18 protein-coding genes are annotated in these 21,557 nt (G+C 59.8%); 11 read left to right on the forward strand and 7 right to left on the reverse strand.

The genetic code is table 11. The annotated features are described in order from the left end of the window. Positions 1-46: 46 nt before the first annotated feature. Positions 47-586 (reverse strand): DUF4124 domain-containing protein, encoded by a 540-nt coding sequence (locus AC1DUR_RS20855; RefSeq protein WP_477720027.1) that lies wholly within the window; start codon positions 584-586, stop codon positions 47-49. Positions 587-731: 145 nt separating this feature from the next. Here AC1DUR_RS20855 and guaB point away from each other — a divergent pair, with 145 nt between their 5' ends. The 7 genes from guaB to AC1DUR_RS20890 all read left to right on the forward strand — a co-directional run bounded on the left by guaB (position 732) and on the right by AC1DUR_RS20890 (position 8,015). Further along, positions 732-2,201, forward strand: coding sequence for an IMP dehydrogenase (gene guaB / locus AC1DUR_RS20860; protein WP_477720026.1), 1,470 nt, complete (start codon positions 732-734; stop codon positions 2,199-2,201). A 144-nt stretch (positions 2,202-2,345) separates the two neighbouring features. Next, complete coding sequence (gene guaA, locus AC1DUR_RS20865; protein ID WP_477720025.1) at positions 2,346-3,965, forward strand: glutamine-hydrolyzing GMP synthase; 1,620 nt, start codon at positions 2,346-2,348, stop codon at positions 3,963-3,965. Positions 3,966-3,977: 12 nt separating this feature from the next. Then, positions 3,978-4,568 (forward strand): 2'-5' RNA ligase family protein, encoded by a 591-nt coding sequence (locus tag AC1DUR_RS20870; protein WP_477720024.1) that lies wholly within the window; start codon positions 3,978-3,980, stop codon positions 4,566-4,568. Between the two features lie 100 nt (positions 4,569-4,668). After that, positions 4,669-5,307 (forward strand): FMN-binding negative transcriptional regulator, encoded by a 639-nt coding sequence (locus AC1DUR_RS20875; protein ID WP_477720023.1) that lies wholly within the window; start codon positions 4,669-4,671, stop codon positions 5,305-5,307. A gap of 1 nt (position 5,308) precedes the next feature. Next, entirely contained in the window at positions 5,309-5,566 is a 258-nt protein-coding gene (locus tag AC1DUR_RS20880; protein ID WP_477720022.1) for a hypothetical protein, read from the forward strand. Positions 5,567-5,631: 65 nt separating this feature from the next. Next, positions 5,632-7,017, forward strand: coding sequence for a tRNA adenosine(34) deaminase TadA (tadA, locus tag AC1DUR_RS20885; RefSeq protein ID WP_477720021.1), 1,386 nt, complete (start codon positions 5,632-5,634; stop codon positions 7,015-7,017). 17 nt (positions 7,018-7,034) lie between these two features. Next, a complete protein-coding gene (locus tag AC1DUR_RS20890) occupies positions 7,035-8,015 on the forward strand; it encodes an LD-carboxypeptidase (RefSeq protein ID WP_477720020.1) in 981 nt (326 codons plus the stop codon). Between the two features lie 106 nt (positions 8,016-8,121). On the opposite strand, the gene AC1DUR_RS20895 is transcribed toward AC1DUR_RS20890, so the two are convergent. After that, positions 8,122-8,511, reverse strand: coding sequence for a hypothetical protein (locus tag AC1DUR_RS20895; RefSeq protein ID WP_477720019.1), 390 nt, complete (start codon positions 8,509-8,511; stop codon positions 8,122-8,124). A 260-nt stretch (positions 8,512-8,771) separates the two neighbouring features. Between AC1DUR_RS20895 and AC1DUR_RS20900 the strand changes: the two genes are divergently transcribed. The 3 genes from AC1DUR_RS20900 (at position 8,772) to AC1DUR_RS20910 (ending at position 13,944) form a co-directional block, all read left to right on the forward strand. Further along, on the forward strand, positions 8,772-10,211 hold the full coding sequence (locus AC1DUR_RS20900; RefSeq protein WP_477720018.1) for an aldehyde dehydrogenase family protein: 1,440 nt from the start codon (positions 8,772-8,774) through the stop codon (positions 10,209-10,211). Between the two features lie 103 nt (positions 10,212-10,314). After that, on the forward strand, positions 10,315-11,241 hold the full coding sequence (locus AC1DUR_RS20905; protein WP_477720017.1) for an adenylate/guanylate cyclase domain-containing protein: 927 nt from the start codon (positions 10,315-10,317) through the stop codon (positions 11,239-11,241). Between the two features lie 135 nt (positions 11,242-11,376). Further along, complete coding sequence (locus AC1DUR_RS20910; protein ID WP_477720016.1) at positions 11,377-13,944, forward strand: penicillin acylase family protein; 2,568 nt, start codon at positions 11,377-11,379, stop codon at positions 13,942-13,944. 67 nt (positions 13,945-14,011) lie between these two features. Here the strand turns inward: AC1DUR_RS20910 and AC1DUR_RS20915 are convergent, their stop codons facing one another. Then, positions 14,012-16,186 carry a catalase gene (locus tag AC1DUR_RS20915; protein ID WP_477720015.1) on the reverse strand — a complete coding sequence of 725 codons (2,175 nt, stop codon included), beginning with the start codon at positions 16,184-16,186 and terminating at the stop codon, positions 14,012-14,014. Between the two features lie 116 nt (positions 16,187-16,302). Further along, the gene (locus AC1DUR_RS20920; RefSeq protein ID WP_477720014.1) at positions 16,303-16,572 is read right to left on the reverse strand and encodes a hypothetical protein; all 270 of its coding nucleotides are present in this window, start codon (positions 16,570-16,572) and stop codon (positions 16,303-16,305) included. Between the two features lie 401 nt (positions 16,573-16,973). On the opposite strand from AC1DUR_RS20920, the gene AC1DUR_RS20925 reads away from it, so the two are divergent. Further along, complete coding sequence (locus AC1DUR_RS20925; protein WP_477720013.1) at positions 16,974-17,411, forward strand: response regulator; 438 nt, start codon at positions 16,974-16,976, stop codon at positions 17,409-17,411. Between the two features lie 550 nt (positions 17,412-17,961). Here AC1DUR_RS20925 and AC1DUR_RS20930 read toward each other — a convergent pair. The 3 genes from AC1DUR_RS20930 to galE form a co-directional block, all read right to left on the reverse strand. Beyond that, positions 17,962-18,912 (reverse strand): hypothetical protein, encoded by a 951-nt coding sequence (locus AC1DUR_RS20930; protein ID WP_477720012.1) that lies wholly within the window; start codon positions 18,910-18,912, stop codon positions 17,962-17,964. Positions 18,913-19,122: 210 nt separating this feature from the next. After that, positions 19,123-20,031 (reverse strand): transglycosylase SLT domain-containing protein, encoded by a 909-nt coding sequence (locus tag AC1DUR_RS20935; protein WP_477720011.1) that lies wholly within the window; start codon positions 20,029-20,031, stop codon positions 19,123-19,125. A gap of 176 nt (positions 20,032-20,207) precedes the next feature. Beyond that, complete coding sequence (galE, locus tag AC1DUR_RS20940; RefSeq protein WP_477722079.1) at positions 20,208-21,227, reverse strand: UDP-glucose 4-epimerase GalE; 1,020 nt, start codon at positions 21,225-21,227, stop codon at positions 20,208-20,210. Between the last annotated feature and the right edge of the window lie 330 nt (positions 21,228-21,557).

Raw genomic sequence — 21,557 nt, forward strand, 5'->3', positions numbered from 1 at the left:
TGGCATGTGTTTACCGCGCTTGGCCCGCAGGTCCATAAACTTCGCCTTATTTGCAATCGGCAGCAGTGATGTCCTGCAGCCGTTTGGTCTCAGCAGCGCGGGCCTTGTCATCCATGAATTCCCGTTCACCTTTTGCATTGGTGATGGATACCCGGACACCTGAATCGAAGGTAACAAGGCCACGCTTGGCCCGATCGCAGTTTTCAGCCTTGACCTTGGCGAGTTTCTCTTCTTCAGCCTTCTTTTTGGCGGCTTGTTCGTCTTCCGCCTGCTTTCTCCTGGCCTCCAGCTGAGCATCCTTGCCTGACAGCTGGGGTGCGCCGGCCTTGCCTGCTGCCGACGCTGCCGCAGCGGGCGACACGGCCGCCTCGGCCGCGGGGGCAGGGACTGTTGTGGCGGCCATTCGCGTGCTGCTGCCAGGCCGTTTCAAAATATCTTTTTCCTTGATGTCGGCTGGCGGCGAGCGGTCGCTAAAGACTTTGCGGCCGTCCTTGTCGATCCATTGCCATTGGGCCGCCGCCGTGAGCGCAAATGATGCGCCGGCAAGCGCCAAAATCAGGGTTTTTGAAGCAAGTTTGAAGTCCATCCGGTCAGTGTAGCGCTGCCGGGTGCGGTTTCCACATGTTTGCCAAGCATGCTGTATTTTTGCAACTTGGGCAAAAAATGGGCACAAGGGTTAGTACCGAGGGCTTTTGGGACAAGGGTACAATCGTGTTTTTGGAGCTATCCCTATGCGCCTACTCGGCAAAGCGCTCACCTTCGACGACGTATTGTTGGTGCCAGCGTTCTCCCAGGTCCTGCCCAAGGACACTTCACTTTCCACCCAGTTCTCCCGCAACATCCGCCTGAACCTGCCGCTCGTGTCGGCGGCCATGGACACGGTCACCGAAGCCCGGCTAGCCATTGCCATCGCGCAGGAGGGCGGCATCGGCATCGTCCATAAAAACCTGACGCCCCAGCAGCAGGCCGCAGAAGTGGCAAAAGTCAAGCGCTACGAGAGCGGTGTGCTACGTGACCCGGTGGTCATCACCCCAACCCACACCGTACGGCAGGTCATGGCCCTGAGCGAGCAGCTCGGCATTTCCGGCTTCCCCGTGATCGATGGCGGCAGGGTTGTCGGCATTGTGACGGGGCGCGACATGCGCTTCGAATCCCGTATGGATGTGCCGGTCAGCACCATCATGACGCCGCGCGAGCGCCTGATCACCATCTCCGAAACCGCCTCGCTGGCCGATGCCAAGGCGCTTTTGAACAAGCACCGCCTGGAGCGCGTGCTGCTGGTCAATGACAACTTCGAGCTCAAGGGCCTGATTACCGTCAAGGACATCACCAAACAAACCACTTTCCCCAATGCCGCGCGCGATGCGCATGGCCAGTTGCGCGTGGGCGCCGCCGTCGGGGTGGGTGAGGGCACCGAAGAGCGCGTTGAAGCGCTGGTCAAGGCTGGGGTGGACGCCATCGTGGTGGATACCGCCCATGGGCATAGCAAGGGCGTGATCGACCGCGTGCGCTGGGTCAAGCGGAACTACCCCCAGGTTGATGTCATTGGCGGCAATATCGCCACCGGCGCCGCCGCGCTGGCGCTGGCAGAAGCCGGTGCGGATGGCGTCAAGGTGGGTATTGGCCCCGGCAGCATCTGTACCACCCGCATCGTTGCCGGTGTCGGGGTGCCGCAGATCATGGCAATCGACAACGTGGCAATGGCCTTGCGGGGCACCGGCGTTCCCCTGATTGGGGATGGCGGCATCCGCTACAGCGGCGACATCGCCAAAGCCATTGCCGCGGGCGCCAATACCGTCATGATGGGCGGCATGTTCGCAGGTACCGAAGAGGCGCCGGGCGAAGTCATCCTGTACCAGGGGCGCAGCTACAAGAGCTACCGCGGCATGGGCAGCATTGGAGCCATGCAGCAGGGCAGTGCGGACCGCTATTTCCAGGAATCCAGCACAGGCAACCCCAATGCCGACAAGCTGGTGCCCGAGGGCATCGAAGGCCGCGTGCCTTACAAAGGCTCCATGGTCGCCATCGTTTTCCAGATGGCCGGTGGCCTGCGTGCCAGCATGGGCTACTGCGGCTGCGCCACCATTGACGACATGCGCAACAAGGCCGAATTTGTGGAAATCACCTCCGCGGGCATTCGCGAGAGCCATGTCCACGACGTGCAGATCACCAAGGAAGCGCCGAACTATCGGGCCGATTGATGTGACCCCCACGTTCGCTCACTTCGTGTAGCTCTCTGCCCCCCGAGGGGGCTGGCCTTGCTTGGGGCGGCCCGGCGCGGCGGCCGCAGTTGGCTTTCACGTTTCCCCAGGTTTGCCCTTGTCCGTAGCAACTGACTCAATCAAATGCAACACCAGAAAATCCTCATCCTCGATTTCGGCTCCCAGGTCACCCAGCTGATTGCCCGCCGTGTACGCGACGCTCATGTGTTCTGTGAAGTCCACCCTTGCGACGTCAGCGACGAATGGGTCCGTAACTACGCCAAAGACGGCGCGCTCAAAGGCGTGATCCTCTCTGGCAGCCATGCCAGCATCTACGAAGAAACCACCGACAAGGCGCCCCAGTCGGTCTTCGAGCTGGGCATCCCCGTGCTGGGCATTTGCTACGGCATGCAGGCCATGGCGCACCAGCTGGGCGGCAAGGTCGAAGGCGGGCACAAGCGCGAATTCGGCTCGGCTGACGTGCGGGCTCGCGGCCACACGGCGCTGCTCAAGGACATCGCCGACTACACCACGCCCGAAGGCCAGGGCATGCTCGACGTCTGGATGAGCCACGGCGACAAGGTCACCGAAATGCCGTCAGGCTTCAAGCTCATGGCTTCCACCGATTCATGCCCGATCGCCGGCATGGCCGATGAAGACCGCCGTTTCTACGCAGTGCAGTTCCACCCCGAAGTCACGCATACCAAGCAGGGTAATGCCATCCTCAAGCGCTTTGTGCTCGACATCTGCGGCACCCGGCAGGACTGGGTCATGGGCGACTACATCAGCGAAGCCGTCGAGAAGATCCGCCAGCAGGTCGGCGATGAGGAAGTCATCCTCGGCCTGTCGGGCGGCGTCGACTCATCCGTCGCGGCGGCCCTGATTCACCGCGCCATCGGCGACCAGCTGACCTGTGTCTTTGTCGACCACGGCCTGCTGCGGCTGAACGAGGGCGACATGGTCATGGACATGTTTGTCGGCAAGCTGCACGCCAGGGTCATCCGGGTGGATGCCAGCGACCAGTTTCTGGGGCATCTCGCCGGTGTCAGCGAGCCGGAGGCCAAGCGCAAGATCATCGGCCGCGAGTTTGTCGAAGTGTTCAAGGCCGAGGCGGCCAGGCTCAAGGCCGGCGACGGCGGGCACAAAGGTGCCAAATGGCTGGCTCAGGGCACGATTTACCCCGATGTGATCGAGTCCGGCGGCGCCAAGAGCAAAAAAGCCGTCACCATCAAAAGCCACCACAACGTCGGTGGCCTGCCCGAGCAGCTGGGCCTGAAGCTGCTCGAGCCGCTGCGTGAGCTGTTCAAGGACGAAGTGCGTGAGCTGGGCGTGGCCTTGGGCCTGCCGCACGACATGGTGTATCGCCATCCTTTCCCCGGGCCGGGCCTCGGTGTGCGCATTCTGGGCGAAGTCAAAAAAGAGTACGCTGACCTGCTGCGCCGGGCCGATGCCATCTTTATCGAAGAACTGCGCAACTTCAAGGATGCCGAGTCCGGCAAGACCTGGTACGACCTGACCAGCCAGGCCTTTACCGTCTTCTTGCCGGTGAAAAGCGTGGGCGTGATGGGCGACGGCCGCACTTACGACTATGTGGTGGCGCTGCGCGCTGTGCAGACCAGCGACTTCATGACAGCCGACTGGGCGGAACTGCCTTACGCCTTGCTCAAAAAGGTCTCCAGCCGCATCATCAATGAAGTGCGCGGCATCAATCGCGTCACTTACGACGTGAGCAGCAAGCCGCCCGCAACGATCGAGTGGGAATAAAGGGCTGACCCCATGCCCGAGCAATCGTCATTACCGGGGTTCGATGCCGTGCCGCAGCAGCCGACGGACAGGCTGTTCTTTGCCATCTTCCCCGACGCGAACGCCTCCGCGCGCATCGCACAGCTTGCGCAGCAGCTGCGCGGCGAGCATGAATTACATGGCCGGCCGCTCGCGCCGGAGCGTTTCCATGTCACCTTGCATCACCTTGGCGATTACCTGGGTGTGCCGCGTGACGTCGTCGCCATGGCGGACAAAGCGGCAACGGCCGTCACCAGCATGGCGCCGTTCGAGGTCGCGTTCGACCGCACGGCGAGCTTCTCCAGCGCCCCGCGCAACCGGCCCTTCGTGTTGCGCGGGGGCGATGGCCTCGCCGCATTGATGGAATTCCAGCAGGCGCTGGGGATGGCAATGAACAAGGCCGGGCTCGGGCGCTGGGCCAAACCGGGTTACACGCCACACGTGACCTTGCTTTACGATGACCACTGTGTCGCCGAGCAGGCCGTCGAGACGATCAACTGGACCGCGCGCGAGTTCGTCCTCGTGCACAGCCTGCTCGGTAAAACCCGGCATGTGGCCCTCGCACGCTGGCCGTTGCACGGCTGACGGATCACAGGCAAGAGCTCCCCACCGGAGGGATGAGCCAAGGTTCAGGCCTTCTCGGTGTGACAAGCCACGCTGCCATTTTTCGCCTATGCTTTGGGACATGTACTTGTCCCCCCAATTCAAGGGCGACCGCGCGCAGGCCGCGGCGCTGATCAAGGACCATCCCTTCGCCAGCCTGATCAGCGTGGATGACACGGGTCTTCCTTACGTCACCCATTTGCCGCTGCATCTGGAAGAGCGAAACGGCCAGTTGGTGTTGCTGGGCCATGTGGCCAAGCCGAATCAGCATTGGCGTTACCTGCAGGCCCGCCCGCAGGCTGTGGCAACGTTTCTCGGTCCGCACGCATACATGTCGCCCAAGGTCTACCCCGACCTGGCGCGTGTACCGACCTGGAACTACCTCGCCGTGCACTGCACCGTCCAGTCAAGCCTGATTGAAGAGCCCGAGGGCAAAGACCGCCTGCTAAAAAAGCTGATCGGTGACCATGAGCCGCCTTATGCCGAACAGTGGCGCGGCCTGGGTGACGAGTTTGCCCAGAAAATGCTGGCCGGTATTGTGGCGTTCGAGCTGCAGGTGACCGACGTGCAGTGCAAGCTGAAAATCAACCAGCACAGGCCCGAAGCGCATGCCGCGATGAAAGCGATCTATGCCTCTGGCAATGAAAATGAGCGGGCCCTGGCCCGCTGGATGGATCAGCTGGGTATGAACGCCGACACCCTCCAGCCCCTGAAAGATTGAAATGCGTATTGCCCTTGGAATTTTGAGCCTGGTGATCGTGCTGGCTACGGTCGGATTGCTGGCGAAAAAGCAGATGAGCGGCTTGTCGGCCGCCCCCACCAGAGCACAGTCGCCGATGGCTATTGACCCAATGGCGTCCGTGCCGGTGCCACCTCCGGGTGCGACACCCCAGGCGCAGAGCCAGCAGATCCAGCAGCAGGTCCTGCAAACGGTGGAGGGCACCCTGCAGCAGGCCCGCCCCATGCCCGATGACAAGTAAGCAGTTAAAAAACATGACCTGCCCACGCAGGACAGGCTCATGCAGCTATTAAAATCATAGCAATCATGGATGACGCCTTCTTTATGCAACTCGCGCTGGCGCAGGCCCGTGAAGCCGCGGCGGTGGGGGAAGTGCCGGTGGGTGCTGTGGTGGTGCGACATGGCGAGGTCATTGCCACGGGTCGCAACGCGCCGGTTGACGCGAATGACCCGACGGCACATGCCGAGATCATCGCCCTGCGCGCGGCAGCGCAGGCGTTGGGCAACTACCGGCTGGATGAGTGCGAACTGTTTGTCACGCTGGAGCCCTGCGCCATGTGCAGCGGCGCGATGCTGCACGCCCGGCTCCAGCGCGTGGTGTTCGGCGCGACCGACCCCAAAACTGGTGCGGCAGGCTCGGTCATCAACCTGTTTGCAGAATCCCGGCTGAACCATCAAACCGGGTGGCAAGGTGGCGTATTGGCGGGGGAATGCGGCGAGTTGCTGCAGGCGTTTTTTCGCCGGCGCCGGGCCGACAAGCGCGAAGAGTCCCGGTTGAATCATCCACTGCGTGACGATGCGCTGCGCACGCCCGATGCGGCTTTCGATGATTTGCCGGGCTATCCGTGGCCGCCCCGCTATGTCAGCGACCTGCCGGCGCTGGACGGGCTGCGCATGCACTACCTTGACGAAGGCGAGGGCGGCCCGGGGGGCTTGACCTATTTGTGCTTGCACGGCAATCCCGCCTGGAGCTACCTGTACCGGAAAATGATCCCGGTCTTTTTGCAGGCAGGCCATAGGGTGGTCGCGCCTGACCTGATCGGTTTTGGCAAAAGCGACAAACCCAAGAAAGACAGCTTTCACAGCTTTGGCGTCCATCGCCAGATCCTCCTGGAACTGGTGGATCGGCTAGACCTGCAAAACGTCGTGCTCGTCTTACAGGACTGGGGCGGGTTGCTTGGCCTGACATTGCCAATGGTTGCTCCGTTGCGCTACAAGGGCCTGCTGGTCATGAACACCATGCTGGCTACCGGTGATGTGCCGCTGTCACCTGGTTTCAGAGCCTGGCGCGAGATGTGTGCCAAAAACCCGGACTTCGATGTGGCTCGCCTGTTTGCCCGTGGCAACCCGCAGATGAGTCCTGAAGAATGCGCGGCCTACAACACCCCCTTCCCGGATAAAGGCCATCGTGCCGCCTTGCGCGCCTTTCCGCTGATGGTGCCGGAATCCGAAGACGCCGATGGCGCAGCCATCTCCAGGGAGGCGCGCGAGTTTTGGCAGAACCGCTGGACGGGGCAGACCTTCATGGCTGTCGGCGCCCAGGACCCAGTCCTCGGCCTGCCGGTCATGCAGGCGTTGCAAGGCATTATTCGCGGCTGCGACGCACCCATGGTGCTGGAGCAGGCTGGGCATTTCGTGCAGGAGCACGGTGAGCCAATTGCCAGGCATGCGGTCGGCTTCTTCAAACGGTGACCTGAAACCCCGCATGGATGCAGATCAGCAATGGGATACTCCTGCCTGTGAAAAAACATATCTACATTTACTCGCCTTCCAGCGCCGTGCGGGACAAAGCGAGCTTCAAACGCGGCGTGCGGCGCCTGACGGCGCTGGGCCACGAGGTTGAAATTGACGAGGCTGCGCTGGCCAGGCACCAGCGTTTTGCCGGCGATGACGAAACCCGGCTGGCGGCCATCCACCGCGCGGCTGCCAGCGGCGCCGATGTGGCCCTCATTACCCGTGGCGGCTACGGCCTTACGCGCATCCTGCCGGGCATCAACTACAAGGCTGTGGCCAAGGCCATCGACAAGGGCACGCAATTTGTGGGCCTCAGTGACTTCACGGCGTTTCAGTCGGCTGTGCTGGCCAAAACCGGCGCGGTCACCTGGGCGGGGCCGGCGCTGGGCGAAGACTTTGGTACCGAAGTCCCTCCCGACGACATCATGGAAGCCTGTTTTGACGACCTGATCACGGGTCAGGGCGAGGGCACCGGCTGGCAACTCCCGAAATCCGCCATGAATTCAATAGCCGACAACCCGGGTTTGAAGGGGGCTGAAACTCAATTCAGCATCAAGAATGCCGTGCTGTGGGGAGGCAACCTGGCGATTTTGTCGTCATTGGTGGGAACGCCCTATCTGCCCATCGTCAAGGGCGGTATTTTGTTTGTCGAAGATGTTGGCGAACATCCCTACCGGGTGGAGCGCATGTTCACGCAACTGCTGTATGCGGGTGTGCTGGCACAGCAAAAGGCGGTCATTTTTGGGCAGTTCACCAATTACAGGCTGGTGCCGCATGACAAGGGTTTCAAATTACCTTCGGTGGCAGCCTGGCTACAGAGCCAGATCAAGGCGCCGGTGCTGACCGGATTGCCGTTTGGCCACGTGGCGACCAAAGTGCTGCTGCCAGTGGGTTGTAAAACCACGCTGGCTGTTGAGGACAGGGATGCATTTTTGTTGTGGGGCCACCAGCATTAGATTGATGAGGTTGGTGGTCAACCGCCACTGAGGCCATGCTACCCGCGAGAAAACCCCAAAATACCCAAAAATAAACCAGCACAAGGCTGGTTGATGGTGTCAGGTGTCAGGCAGTGAGGGAGCTCGGCCGTGAACTCAGGCCGCGCGGCAACAGGCCTTTGAATTTGTCGTTGATACGATTGATTTTTTCGCGCGCAATGGTTTCTCCGTGGATGGCGGCCAGCACAGCCATCACGTCACCGCGCGCGTACCACAGGCCCTGCGGATCCTGGGCATACCGTATTCGGCGTGTAATTTTGGGATAGTGTTGCTCGCCGAAATCACCCAGCTCATCCAGAATGAACTGGCGAATATCCTCGGTACGGTCTTCCAGCAGAGACGGTGAAACCTCGCCAGAGCCGAGCAAGACCATCAAACTGCTTTTCAAATGGGTTTTTAACCAATCCATGGAGTTCGAAACTTTCTGCCGGGTTATCCGGGTTGTGCCTACGTTCACGTCTGATCACTTGTTCTGGTAGATTAAGAGCGCTACAGCTTTAGCGCAAGTTTTTTCGCGCGAAATGGTTATGCAAAACAACAAATGAATCAAGGAGTTAGTAACCAAATGTCAAGTCGATTCTGGTTTTAAACACTATCTAACTCTTTAGCACTACAGCCGTACCCCGCGCGTAACTAAAAGTTCCCCCGTCCGCTTAATTACATTTCCCCACATTTCCCCTGAATTTCCTCTGCATTTCCCCGCCGTTCAAGACCGACATGACCATGCCCATGATTGCCTATCCAGCCCACTACATCAACGGCCAGTGGGTCACCGCCAGGTCTTCGGAAACCCTGCCGGTGTACGACTCGAGCACCGAAGCCCTGATGGCGACGGTGCCCAGCGGCACCGCCGCCGAAGCTGAAGCTGCCGTGCTGGCGGCACGTGCCGCTTTTGACGGCTGGTCCACGCTGCCGGTGGAAGCCCGCGCGGCTTACCTCGACAAGGTCGCGGCCGGCGTCAAGGCGCGCACGGAAGACCTGGCGCTCGCCATTGCCCGCGAAGTGGGCATGCCGCTGAAAATGGCGCGGGCTGTGCAAGTCGGTGGCCCGGCCTGGCATTGGGGCAACTTTGCCAGAGTCGCGCGCAGCTTTGAGTGGGAGAAGAAAGTCGGCAACTCCCTCGTCGTGCGCGAAGCAGTGGGCGTCGTGGGCTGCATCACGCCGTGGAATTTCCCGCTCAGCCAGATCACGCTCAAGATTGCCCCGGCCATGGCGGCCGGTTGCACCGTGGTGCTCAAACCCAGCGAAATTGCACCTGTCAATGCCATGATCCTGGCCGAGATCATTCACGAAGCCGGCCTGCCGCCCGGTGTTTTTAATCTGGTCAATGGCATGGGGCCGGTCGTGGGTGAGGTGCTGGCCACACATCCTGAAGTCGACATGGTGAGCTTCACCGGCTCGACCCGCGCCGGCAAGCGGGTGAGCGAGCTGGCCAGCCAGACTGTCAAACGCGTGGCGCTGGAGCTGGGTGGCAAGTCGGCGAGCGTCATACTGGACGATGCCAATCTGGAAGCCGCCGTCAAAGGCACGGTGTCAGCCTGCATGCTCAACAGTGGCCAGACCTGCTCGGCTCATACCCGCATGCTCGTGCCGGCCCATCGTTATGATGAAGCGAAGGCACTGGCGCAAGCGGCCATCGCCAGGTTCAATATTGGTCCCAGCCTGGATGGCACCAGCAAATTGGGGCCCTTGGTCAGCGCGGCGCAACGCGACCGCGTGCTCGCGTTTATCCGCACCGGTATCGAAGAAGGTGCCGAGGTGATTGCCGGTGGCGCCGAAGCGCCTGCAATGGACAAGGGCTATTTTGTGCAGCCCACCATTTTGGGCATCAAGGCCACCGACACACTGGCGCGGGAAGAGATATTTGGCCCCGTGCTGGTTGTCATTCCTTATCAAGATGAGGAAGAGGCCGTGGCGATAGCCAACAGCACCATCTACGGCCTCGGGGGCGCCGTCTGGAGTGGTAACGACGAACATGCCATGAAAGTGGCCCGCCGTATTCGCACCGGCCAGGTGGATATCAATGGCGGCCCCTTCAATGGCAGTGCGCCTTTTGGAGGTTACAAGCAGTCGGGCAATGGGCGGGAGAATGGCGTCTATGGGTTTGAGGAGTTTCTGGAATTCAAGGCGCTGCAATTCAAATCTGGTACAAGCTGATGTAACGGCAAGACGGTTGCTTTCAGTTGTGCCTATTTGTAATTTCAAGCTGTGTGCGTATGATTGAGTAACCCAAAACAACTACAAAATACCAAAAATAACTATGGCAGAAGTCACCGTCGTTTTTGCCGATCTCGCAGGAAGCACTGGAGTTTTCGAATCACTGGGTAATGAAAAAGCTACCCGCGCCATTACGCGCCTGACTCACTGGATCGGCAAGGTCTGTAATGCCCACAGTGGGCGCGTCGTGAAATACCTCGGCGATGGCGTGCTCATTGTGTTTCCCGAGAACAATGACGCCATTGAGGCCGTCACAGAACTGCAGCGAGTGCACCGGGAACGCATTCGTAACTGGCCTGAACTGCTCAAAATGCGGCTGCAGGTTGGCATGGCACACGGCGAAATCGTGGAGCAGGACGGCGACTGCTTTGGCGATGCGGTCAATGTGGCCTCCCGGCTCAGTGATTTGTCCGGGCCGGGCCAGATTTTTGCCACCGAGACGGTGATCAGCCAGCTGGCGCCGGGCAGCACCGTGCGGTCCCGTAACCTGGGCGCCATGGAGATCCGGGGACGCAGCCAGGCTTGCACGGTGCATCGGATCGAATGGCAAAACGAATTGCTGTCCGAGTTTTTTACCGTGGCAGACAATCTGGGTCCACCTCATGTTGCCGAGCCGGTGGCGCCCGCGGGTGCCATCGAACTGTCCTGGAGGCAGGCGAATTCAACTTTTAGCTCGACACAGTTGCCAATTTTTATCGGCCGCGATCTTGAGGCGCAATTTGTCGTGCCGGATCCGCGGGTGTCCCGCATGCACGCCAAAATCGAGTGGCGGGCCGGCAAGTTTTATCTTGAGGATTTCAGCAGTTACGGAACCTGGGTACGGTTCACCGACAGCGCGGCTGCCGTGTCCCTGCGCCGGCAGGAATGTGCGTTGCTGGTCGACGGCGAAATTGCGTTGGGTGCGTCTTTCGAGGATGCCACGATTCCTTCTGTCCGTTTCAAATTCTCTGCCGATCAGCCGGGGGCTTAAAGACCATCGGATCTGCGCGCCGGGCCGGGCGTCCGGCGTATCCTCGGGATATCGAATCCAGACCTTGGCCCCCTGGCCGCCAACGAGGCTTGGGACTGCCGGCGACAACACCTTATCCTTCAGCGGGCACCAACCTTGATCTGGTTCAAACTTGTTTTTGCGGCGTTGGCCCGGTTACTGGTGGTGGCGCTTGTACTGCTCCTTGCTGCCGCAGGCTTTTATGTCTACCGGGCTTTTCCTGATCTGGATGGCGAGTTGCAGGTCCCTGGCCTGCGCAGCCGGGTGACCGTGGCGCGAGACCAAGCCGATGTAACGCACATACGGGCCCAGTCGCCGCATGACGTGTGGTTCTCGTTGGGCTATGTACATGCGCAGGAGCGAGGCTGGCAAATGGAGTTCAACCGCCGGCTGATGCATGGCGAGTTGTCAGAAGTGTTTGGCCCGTCAACTGTGGACACCGACAAGCTGATGCGCACACTGGGGATTGTGCGAGCCGCGGCGCGGCAATGGCAAAGCCTGCCGGAAGAGGGGCGGGTGGCGCTGCAGTCCTACAGCGATGGCGTCAATGCTTTTTATGCGAGTTCATCGCAGGCACTCTCACCCGAATTCCACATGCTGGGGGTCCAGCCTGGTGGTGCCTCCGGCAAGGCCTGGTCGCCGGTAGACAGCCTGGGCTGGTCGCTGATGATGGCCCTCGACCTGGGTGGCAACTGGGGAACCGAATTTGCACGTCTGGCTGCCGCCAGGGTGTTGGACACCCGCCAGCTGTGGGAGTTGTTCCCACCTTATCCCGGCGAGAAACCGGCCTCCCGGGTCGACCTCTCCAGGCTGTACGCCGGGTTGGGGGTGTACCGGACGGGCTCGGCGGATGCTCCTAAAATAATAGCTCCAGCTGTTCGTACGTCGGAAGTTGGTACTTTTTTTGATACTGGACTCGCCGCAAAAAAGATATTCGCCCTGTCGCCAGGCATCGGTGACTGGATGGAGTCGCTGGGCCAGGTCGATGGCAAGGGGTCCAACAACTGGGTGGTGGCAGGCAAGCACAGCAGCAGCGGCAAGCCGCTGCTCGCCAATGATCCCCATTTGGGATTGTCGGCGCCGGCCACCTGGTACTTCGCGCGGCTGCAGGCACCGGACAGCCAGGCCACCGCCGGTATGGACGTCGTGGGTGCGACCTTGCCAGGCTTGCCGTTCGTGGTGCTGGGCCGCACCGGCGAGGTGGCCTGGGGCTTTACCAACACCGCGCCAGACGTACAGGATTTGTACCTCGAGCAGCTCAACCCTGCCAATCCCCGGCAATACAGGGTGCCGGGGACGGGCGATACCGGCAGTGGGACGCGCTGGGAGGACTTCACCGTCCATGAGGAAACCATCCTGGTCAAAGGAGAACCGGATCTGCGCTTGAGGGTGCGAGAAAGCCGTCACGGTCCCGTGCTCAGCGATGTTCAAAAGTCGCATGCCGATCTTGTGGACACCCGAAAATACGTGATTGCACTGCGCTGGAGCGCCCTCGACGCAGACAATCAGACCGTACTCGCGGGACTGCGGGCAAATCGGGCGCAGTCGGTTGATGATCTGATTGCGGCGTATTCGGCCTATCACTCCCCCATGCAAAACGTTGTGGCGGCCGATATGGCAGGCCGTACGGCCTTCAAGGCTGTCGGCAAGATACCGCTGCGCAAGCCCGACAACGACATTCTGGGAATAGCGCCTTCACCAGGATGGGACGCCCGTTACGACTGGGCCGGCTGGGTGCCTTACGCGCAAACACCTCAAACAAACCATGCCGCCATTGCCGCCAAAGGCTGGTGGTCTACGGCCAACCAGCGCATCACCCCGCCAGGCTACCCCATCTTCATGGGGCAGGATTGGACCGTTCCCTACCGCTATGACCGCATTGAGCAGTTGCTGGCCGCCAAGCCAACACACGACGTGGATTCGATGCAGAAAATACAGGGCGACCAAATGTCGGCAGCCACGGTTCGGCTACTGCCCTTCATACAAAAAGCACTGTCGCAATCTTCCGCGCACCCATTGGCCGGTGCCGCCCGGCGCGTCATGGAAGGCTTTGACGGCATCATGCAGGCTGACAGGGCGGCGCCGCTCATTTTTGCGGCGTGGGCGGACGAACTCACGCGGGGCGTCATTGGCGCAAGACTCGGCGAGAGGACATTCGCAGCGCTCTATGGCAAACGCCATTTCAGAAGCACCCTCGAGAACATTCTGGAAAGCAATGACGCCAGCTGGTGCGGCAGCGCAGGATGCACGGCGCAATCCGCCGCCGCGCTGGACCGGGCCCTCACGCGCCTGCAGGCCGCCTATGGTGACGACGTCAGCCAGTGGGCGTGGGGCAGGGCGCACTACGCGCTGTCGGCGCACAAGCCCTTTGGCAATGTTCCATGGCTGGCGCCGTTTTTCGATGTCCGGGCTCCCACGGGTGGCGATACCTTCACGGTCAATGTGGGCCAGTACTGGCCCAACGGAGACAAAACGCCTTTTGCCAACCGGCAGGCCGCGTCGCTGCGGACCGTGTACGACCTGGCAGATCTGGAAAATTCCCGATTTATCTACCAGACCGGCCAGAGCGGGCTGGTGTTTTCAAGCCGTTATCGCGACATGCGTGACAGCTGGGCGCAGGTAGAGTACCGGCCTTTGCAAATGAACCCGGCGGGATTTGCACACCAGTTGACGTTGTCCCCCTGATCCCCGAGGCTCGAGGCTCGCTGTGCGGAGGACACCATATCGAGTCCCCATTACCGGGTGTCAAGCGTCAAGCCGGAATGGCGTCGACGTTGAGGCGATCCCAATGGCGGTGCAATGCGATGGCGGCCATGAAGTCTTGCGACACCTGTCCATCCAGCACCTTGCGCCCATCGGCAATCAGAACACCGGCCGTGGGCACTGTTATCAACTCGAGATTTTTCCCGTGGCCGAAACCCAGCGTGCCGAGCAACTGCACCCCATCGTTCACCGCGCAAATGGTTTTGCAGTGTTTGTAAGCCTCCAGCACAAAGTGAACCGCCTCGCCAAGCCCGCTCAATGCTGCGGCGCTGGACGCACCACCGGGGATCAGAACGGCATCAAACATGACGGACGGCATATTCGCAAAGGTATGGTCGACCGCTAGCTGACGGCCGCTGGCGGTGCTTACCGTGCCCAAGTGCGGTGCAACCAGTTTGCACAAGGCGCCTGCTTCCGTCAAATCGTGCTGGATGCGCCTGACGGTGGCGGCCTCGACGCCATCCGCCACCAAAATGGCCACCTTGCGGGTCTTCACCCCGCCGCCAGGCCTTCCGGCCATGCGCAAGGCGGGATCTTCATCGACCTTGTTGGTGATTCGATAATCCCGAAAGCCTAGCCGGCCCGCCGCGGCTTTGGGGTCCGGGGCGGCGATGCCCAATGGCGCGGCAATCCGGCTGGCAAGTTTCAGGTCCACATGCGCCAGGTTGTCCACGATGCGCTGCCGGATTTCAGGCACGTCCACTTTGGACAGCTCAAACCTGAACGCTGCGACGATATGGTCTTTCTCGGCAACGCTCTGGCTGTTCCAAAACAGGGTGGCCTGCGAGAAATGATCGTCAAACGAGGGGCTGCGCTGGCGGATTTTAGGTGACCCCAGCTGTTCGGGGTAGGACTGGAAACCTTGCGCAGCGCCATCCACCCGGTATTCCGCGCCACTGCCCAGTGTATTGGGCTCGTAAGCCACGCGTCCCTTGCTGATGGTCTGGCGGTGCATTCCATCCCGCTGGAAGTTATGCATCGGGCACACGCTCCGGTTGATGGGAATTTCATGGAAGTTGGCACCACCCAATCTGGACAGCTGGGTATCGGTGTACGAGAAGAGCCGTCCCTGCAAAAGGGGGTCGTTTGAAAAATCAATACCCGGTACAAGGTGGCCCGGGTGAAATGCTACTTGCTCGGTTTCCGCGAAAAAATTATCCGGATTGCGGTTGAGCACCAGCTTGCCGATGATCTGGACGGGAACCTGCTCCTCCGGAATAAGTTTGGTGGCGTCCAGGATGTCAAAGCCAAGCTCGGTCTCCTGGCCTTCGTTCACGATCTGAACACCCAACTCCCACTCGGGAAAATGACCGCTCTCAATGGCCTCCCACAAGTCGCGACGGTGAAAGTCAGGGTCCTTGCCGGCAATCTTTTGCGCCTCATCCCACACCAGGCCGTGCACCCCGAGTTTGGGTTTCCAGTGAAACTTCACAAAGTGAGAATCTCCCTGGGCATTGATAAAGCGGAAGGCGTGGATGCCAAACCCTTCCATCATCCGAAAGCTGCGCGGCAATGCGCGATCTGACATCGTCCACATCAACATGTGGGTGGACTCTGGCATCAGGGATGCGAAATCCCAGAACGTGTCGTGGGCACTCGCCGCTTGCGGCATCTCATGGTGTGGTTCGGGCTTGACGGCGTGGATAAGGTCAGGAAATTTGATCGCGTCCTGGATAAAGAAAACCGGAATGTTATTGCCCACCAGGTCGTAGTTACCTTCGGTGGTGTAGAACTTGACCGCGAATCCGCGGACATCACGCACCGTGTCTGCCGATCCTCTGGATCCTGCCACTGTCGAAAATCTCACAAACACAGGTGTTTCAATGGCAGGGTCCTGCAAGAAGGCCGCGCGGGTGTACTGCACCATCGACTTGTAAGGCTTGAAATAGCCGTGCGCACCCGCCCCCCGGGCGTGGACGACGCGCTCGGGAATACGTTCGTGGTCAAAATGCGTGATTTTTTCGCGGAGGATGAAGTCCTCCAGCAAGGTCGGGCCGCGAACACCACTCCTGAGGGAGTTGTGGTTGTCCGGAATCTGTAGCCCCTGGTTGGTCGTCAAAACACTGGCTGTGCCGGGAGTAAAAGCATCAAGCTGGGTTTGCTTGTCTCGGGCGCCCTCCGCGGGCCGGATGGGGCCAGCGGCTTTGCGCTTGGGTGGCGGCATGTAAATTCCTTATTTTTAGGGCTTGAGAATTAAAACGAGGAAAAAAAGAAGACCCGCCTCAGCGGCCTGGAAAACCGCCTTGTGCGGCCAAGGCAGAAACAACGCTGTTGGGGAATTTATGAATCGAGCAGCCCTTCTAGCATCTTCACGCTCGCCAAAAGTGCCAGCGTTGCAACCGTGCCGGCCAGACACCAGCCTATGAACTCCTGGGTGCCCTCGGCCAAATCGTCGGGCAAAAGCAGCGACATCAGGAACAGTCCTGCTGCCCAGACAAGCACCGTCAGAAAGATATGTAGAAAATCTGTCTGTTTAGGGTTGGCGTGAATTCTCCACACCGTCAGCATTCCCGCCGCCAGGCTGTTCAAAAGTCCCGCTCCAGATTTCATGGCAATTCCTGTTGAGGTCAACATAAGGGGGCAACACAAGGCCCTACAGAACACCATACAAGCCTGCAGCGCACATGTTGGTAGCCGGACATCCGTGTTGTGTGTAAGGCCTGTCTTTTTCTGGCGTAAGACGTCGCTTACTGGACAAGGCCATCGCAACCATCCCGGTTGGGTTTGGAAAAAGGAGTTCGGGCCTTGCATCGAGCAAGTCCACGCAGGGCCGCGAGGCCGGCCTTTTGCCTTTTACCTCTCGCCTGTCGCTTATCGACTTTCGAACGGCAATGGCGCTTTCTCCTACACGCACTCGCTGGCAACTCCGGCAGTTGAGTGGCCGGTCGTCACTTAGATTGGCGGGGTTACTTTGGTTAATTCCCGCCGGGCGCCCGCGCTTAGTCCTAAAAATGAAGATGAAAACCTACCTGGTCGAAGACAACCCGACCATTCGAGAAAACCTGATCAGCACGCTGGAAGAGCTCGCGCCGGTTGAAACCGTGGGTACGGCAGATACTGAAGAGGAGGGCACCGCCTGGCTCACGGGTCACGATGCCCAATGGGACCTTGCCATCGTTGACGTGTTTCTCAAAAGTGGCAGTGGACTGGGGGTGCTTGAAGCTTGCCGCACCCGGGGCACGCTGCAAAAAATGGTGGTCTTCAGCAACTACACAAGCCGTGAAATGCGCCTGCGGTGTATCCAGCTGGGCGTGGATGCTGTCTTTGACAAGTCAACAGAAATCGACGCCTTGCTGGATTACTGCGTGGCCCAAAGCGAAAACCTCGACGTGGCCGCGAGCAGGGGCAACCAGGGCTATCAGCGTTCCTCCAGATTCCAAAAGGCGTGAAACCCTTCGAATTCTATTTTTCAATGCCTTTTCCCACTTACTCCACTGACTCCACCAACTCCGCCAACCCAGGCGGCTCTGCCTTTTCGGCTACGGCAGACGCTCCCAGGCAACTCAAAGATGAGGTGCTCCAGTCGGCAGAAGAGGCTGTCCTTGTCGAAGCTGGCGCGGTGGAACCGGAAGACTTTTCCGCCTCGCGAACTGTCCCTGAAACCGTTGGTGACCGCTATCATCAAAACCTCCCGTCCCACTACGAGGATACAGTGAGGCGGTACGTGGCGGCTCAACCGTATCAGTCGGCCTTGCTGGCCGCGGTGGCCGGTGCCTTGGTTGCGCTGGCACTGCATACAGGTTGGCGCCACGGCCGCAGGGCGGTGAAGTGGGGCCCTCGCACACGCTGATACCGGGTTCTACCCATTTCCCTGGGGACTCCATGAGTGCCGCCACCGCTGCCACCGTCCCGCAGCCAGGCCCCGGAATTTATGTACCCAATGAAATTCCGCCGCTGATCGTGCCGCCGGGTGGCCCGAGACCCCCATGTCTATGTCGATCAGCTTGAAGAAGAACTCTTCTGACGCTGGTATTCGGCCTTTTTCATGGTCAGGTAACTATCCCGATCCACTTCATGCAACTGCGGGCGATACTCTTCAGTGGCATCAAACCAGTACTGCAGGCGCTTGTCGAGTTGCTGTGCCGTGGGGTGGCCCAGCGAGGCGAGAAAAGCCTCGATGGCCAGGTAGTAGCGCATGGTGTTTCGCTCAACAGTGCCTCGCATGCCCCCCACGTATCGGGATTTTTGGCCCTCATTAATTTGAGTAAAGCCGATCTTTCCGCTTCCCACCGTTGCCAGATAACCCTGCATGGCCAGCCGGCCAGCCACGCCATACCCATAGGAGTAGCGCAAATGCATGAAGGTTTTGCCCTCTCCAAGAGGGACAGCCTGAAGCTCGATACGGTAATTGCTTGTGCCTAGAGGCCCTTCGGGAGCGTTGAGGTGTGCGACGATGTAGTTGGGTGAGGCAGCCACCAACTGGTAGGTAAATTCAAGTGCAAAAGCATCATGGAGTTCCTGTGCGGTTTTTTTTCCGATCCTCATCTTCAGCGTGCTTGGGCTGGTGTCTGCACCTGCGCGGCAGTACTTGGTATTGATGTGCAGGATCAGCACTTCACACCAGTGACTGGGGCTTTTGAAGGTGGCGCTGAATGTGGCAAAAGGCGATTCCAGCACGGCGTAGGCATCGCCGCTGACCATGTTGGTGGTCTCGGAGGACTGCAGAAACAGCGGCCTGCCGTAGGGGTTACTAGCCAATTGCCCAGCCAGTGCCGCGTGCTTGTTAAGTAGCGTAGCAGCTCGCGATTCGGCAGGCATCTCTGATGTGCCTGGCGCCAAGGCGTTGTCGCTGGCACCAAGCGCCGGATCAGCCGCAGCCAAAACCGCCAACAACAAAGACCATGCAGCGGGCAGTGCGAGTTTCAAGAGAAAGGTTTTAATCTTTTCCATTTGCCTAGTTTGCACGCAAACAAATGAGATTCTGGCAAGAGACTATATCGTCCTACAGGTGTCAATGGGAACCTCCTATGCCAGCTCAGCTATGGCGTCGGCCTTCCCATGGTGAACAAAATTGTCTTCAACGGCACGCAACCCCGCCCGCTGTACCTGGCGCGCGACATGGAAGCCGCGCTGGCAGCTAGAGCCAGGCGGTGCAGGCCATCATTTCATGCGCCAAGCTAAGCGGATGAGCGGCAGTGAGGGGGAGGGCTTGGCCACAGTGCCGTCAAACGGGTGGGCCGAGGCGCCAACCGACTTGAGTATGCGTTGCACATAGGCCCGGGTTTCCAGATACGGCGGAACACCCCGGTAACGCTCGACCGTGCGTTCGCCCGAATTGTAGGCGGCGGCCACCAGCGCCACATCGCCCTCAAAATAGGCCAGCAACCAGCGCAAATAGGTCAGGCCACCCCGAATATTCTGGACTGGGTCGTGGGGATCCTTCACATTGAAGCGTACGCTGGTCTGCGGGATAAGTTGCATCAGTCCTTGGGCCTTTTTGGGTGACACCGCCAGACTGTTGAAGTTAGATTCTGCGGCAATGATTGCCAGCGCCAGCTGCGGCTCTACCTGATACTGAGGCGCCATTTTCATCACCAGATCGAAAATTTTCCGTGGGGCAATCGCCCGATAGTCCACGCTCGTCCCCACCGCCCCGGGCGAAGAGGGTGGCGGTGCAGGATCGCGCATACAGTCGGGTACTTCGGCGGAGGGAACGCCCACCACTTTCAACATGCGCTGGGCGGCTTCGAGCCCCTGCTCCGCGGCCGCATGAAAAAAGAAAGCAGCCAGCGGGTCGCTGCGTTCCACCCCGCGCCCGTTGGCGTGCATCCATCCCAGGTTGTATTGCGCCTCCGCGTCGCCCAAGCGTGCGGCCTTGCAGTAAAGGCTTGCAGCCAGAACAGGGTTGCGCGGCACGCCTTCGCCATGCTCGTAGGCGATGGCCTCCAGGCGCAGCTTGGAAACCAGGCTGCTGTCAGCGGACGTCTCGGGCGAGACGTCTTGCCCCTGCACCGCCCCCGCAACACAGAATGTCGCCATCGGCAGCAGGGGTAAAAAGCGCAAGCGCATAAATGCCAGCAATAAATGCCAGTATCTTCGCTTTTCGCATGTCTGTCACGCTACTGCTGCAGCTTTATCCGACGTGGTGGGATTGAGCCTGGCCTGTCATTGCAGCCAACGCTTATTGCCGCATGTCAGGGCGCTTGCGAAGGCCTCATCAGCAAGAAAAGGTGTCCCGAACAGAATTAGTCTTCATTTGACAAATAGCCTCTTGGGTTGCTGCGCAGCCAGCGCCAAGTGTCCGCGCACATGGCATCCAAATCCATTTCGGCGCGCCATCCCAGCAATTCAAATGCCCGGGCGGGATCCGCATAGCAAGAAGCAATGTCACCGGGCCGCCGCTCGGCGATCTGGTACGCCACACGCTTGCCGCTGGCCTTCTCGAAAGCGCGCACCATTTCCAGCACACTGTAGCCGGTCCCGGTGCCTAAATTAACCGTCAGACAACCGGGGAGGCCCTGCAGGCGTTCCAGCGCTTTGAGATGACCCAGCGCCAGATCGACCACATGGATGTAGTCACGTACGCCGGTACCATCCGGCGTAGGGTAGTCGTTACCCCATACGTTCAAAAAATCACGGCGTCCAGCCGCGACCTGGGCAATAGAGGGCATGAGGTTGTTGGGGATGCCTTGCGGGTCTTCTCCAATCAAGCCGCTGGCGTGTGCGCCTGCCGGGTTGAAGTAGCGCAGGATGCCAATCCGCCATGCAGGATCACTTCGATAGACATCCCACAACATCTCCTCAATGACAAGCTTGCTTCGTCCGTAGGGATTGGTGGCGGAAAGCGGGTGATCTTCAGTCAACGGCAGCCGCTGTGGGTCGCCGTAGACTGTGGCTGAAGAACTGAACACAAGCGTGTTGACACCGCATTCGCGCATCGCCTCAAGCAGGCGAACGGTGCCAACAACATTGTTGTCGTAATAAATCAGTGGCTTGTCCACCGACTCACCTACCGCCTTGAGTCCCGCAAAATGGATGACGGCAGAGGCCTTGCTTTCCCTGAGGGCTGCTACCAGCGCAGGGCGATCGCGTACGTCACCCTGGATCATCTCCGGCTTTTTACCGGTGATGCGTTTCATCCGCACCGCTGCCTCGGGGTGGCTGTTGCAAAAATTGTCAAAAATAGTGACATCAAAGCCCGCGTTGAGCAGTTCAACGCAGGTGTGGCTACCAATATAGCCGGCTCCACCAGTGACAAGAATCATGGTCTGTTGCCTGGGTTGTGATGTTGCTACAAGTTTAAGGCGATACGGAGAACAAGAGCTGAAGTGGATGGCCGAAAAAGGGGCTGGTTCAAAAAATGCTATTTTGTGGTCGGACACACGAAACGGATTGCTGCAACGCCATTTCACTGTCAGCGCTCCCACCCAAGACTAGACATCTGATGCAGACGGGCCATATCCCCTACATCGCCACCTCCGAGGGATGGCTGTACTTGGCAGGCGTCATTAACCCGTTCAACTGGCAGTTCGTGGGCCGGAGCATGCACGCCCACATATGAAGCAGCTTGATAACCGATGCCCTGCGTAAGGCGT

Source organism: Polaromonas sp. P4_F4 (assembly GCF_056401355.1).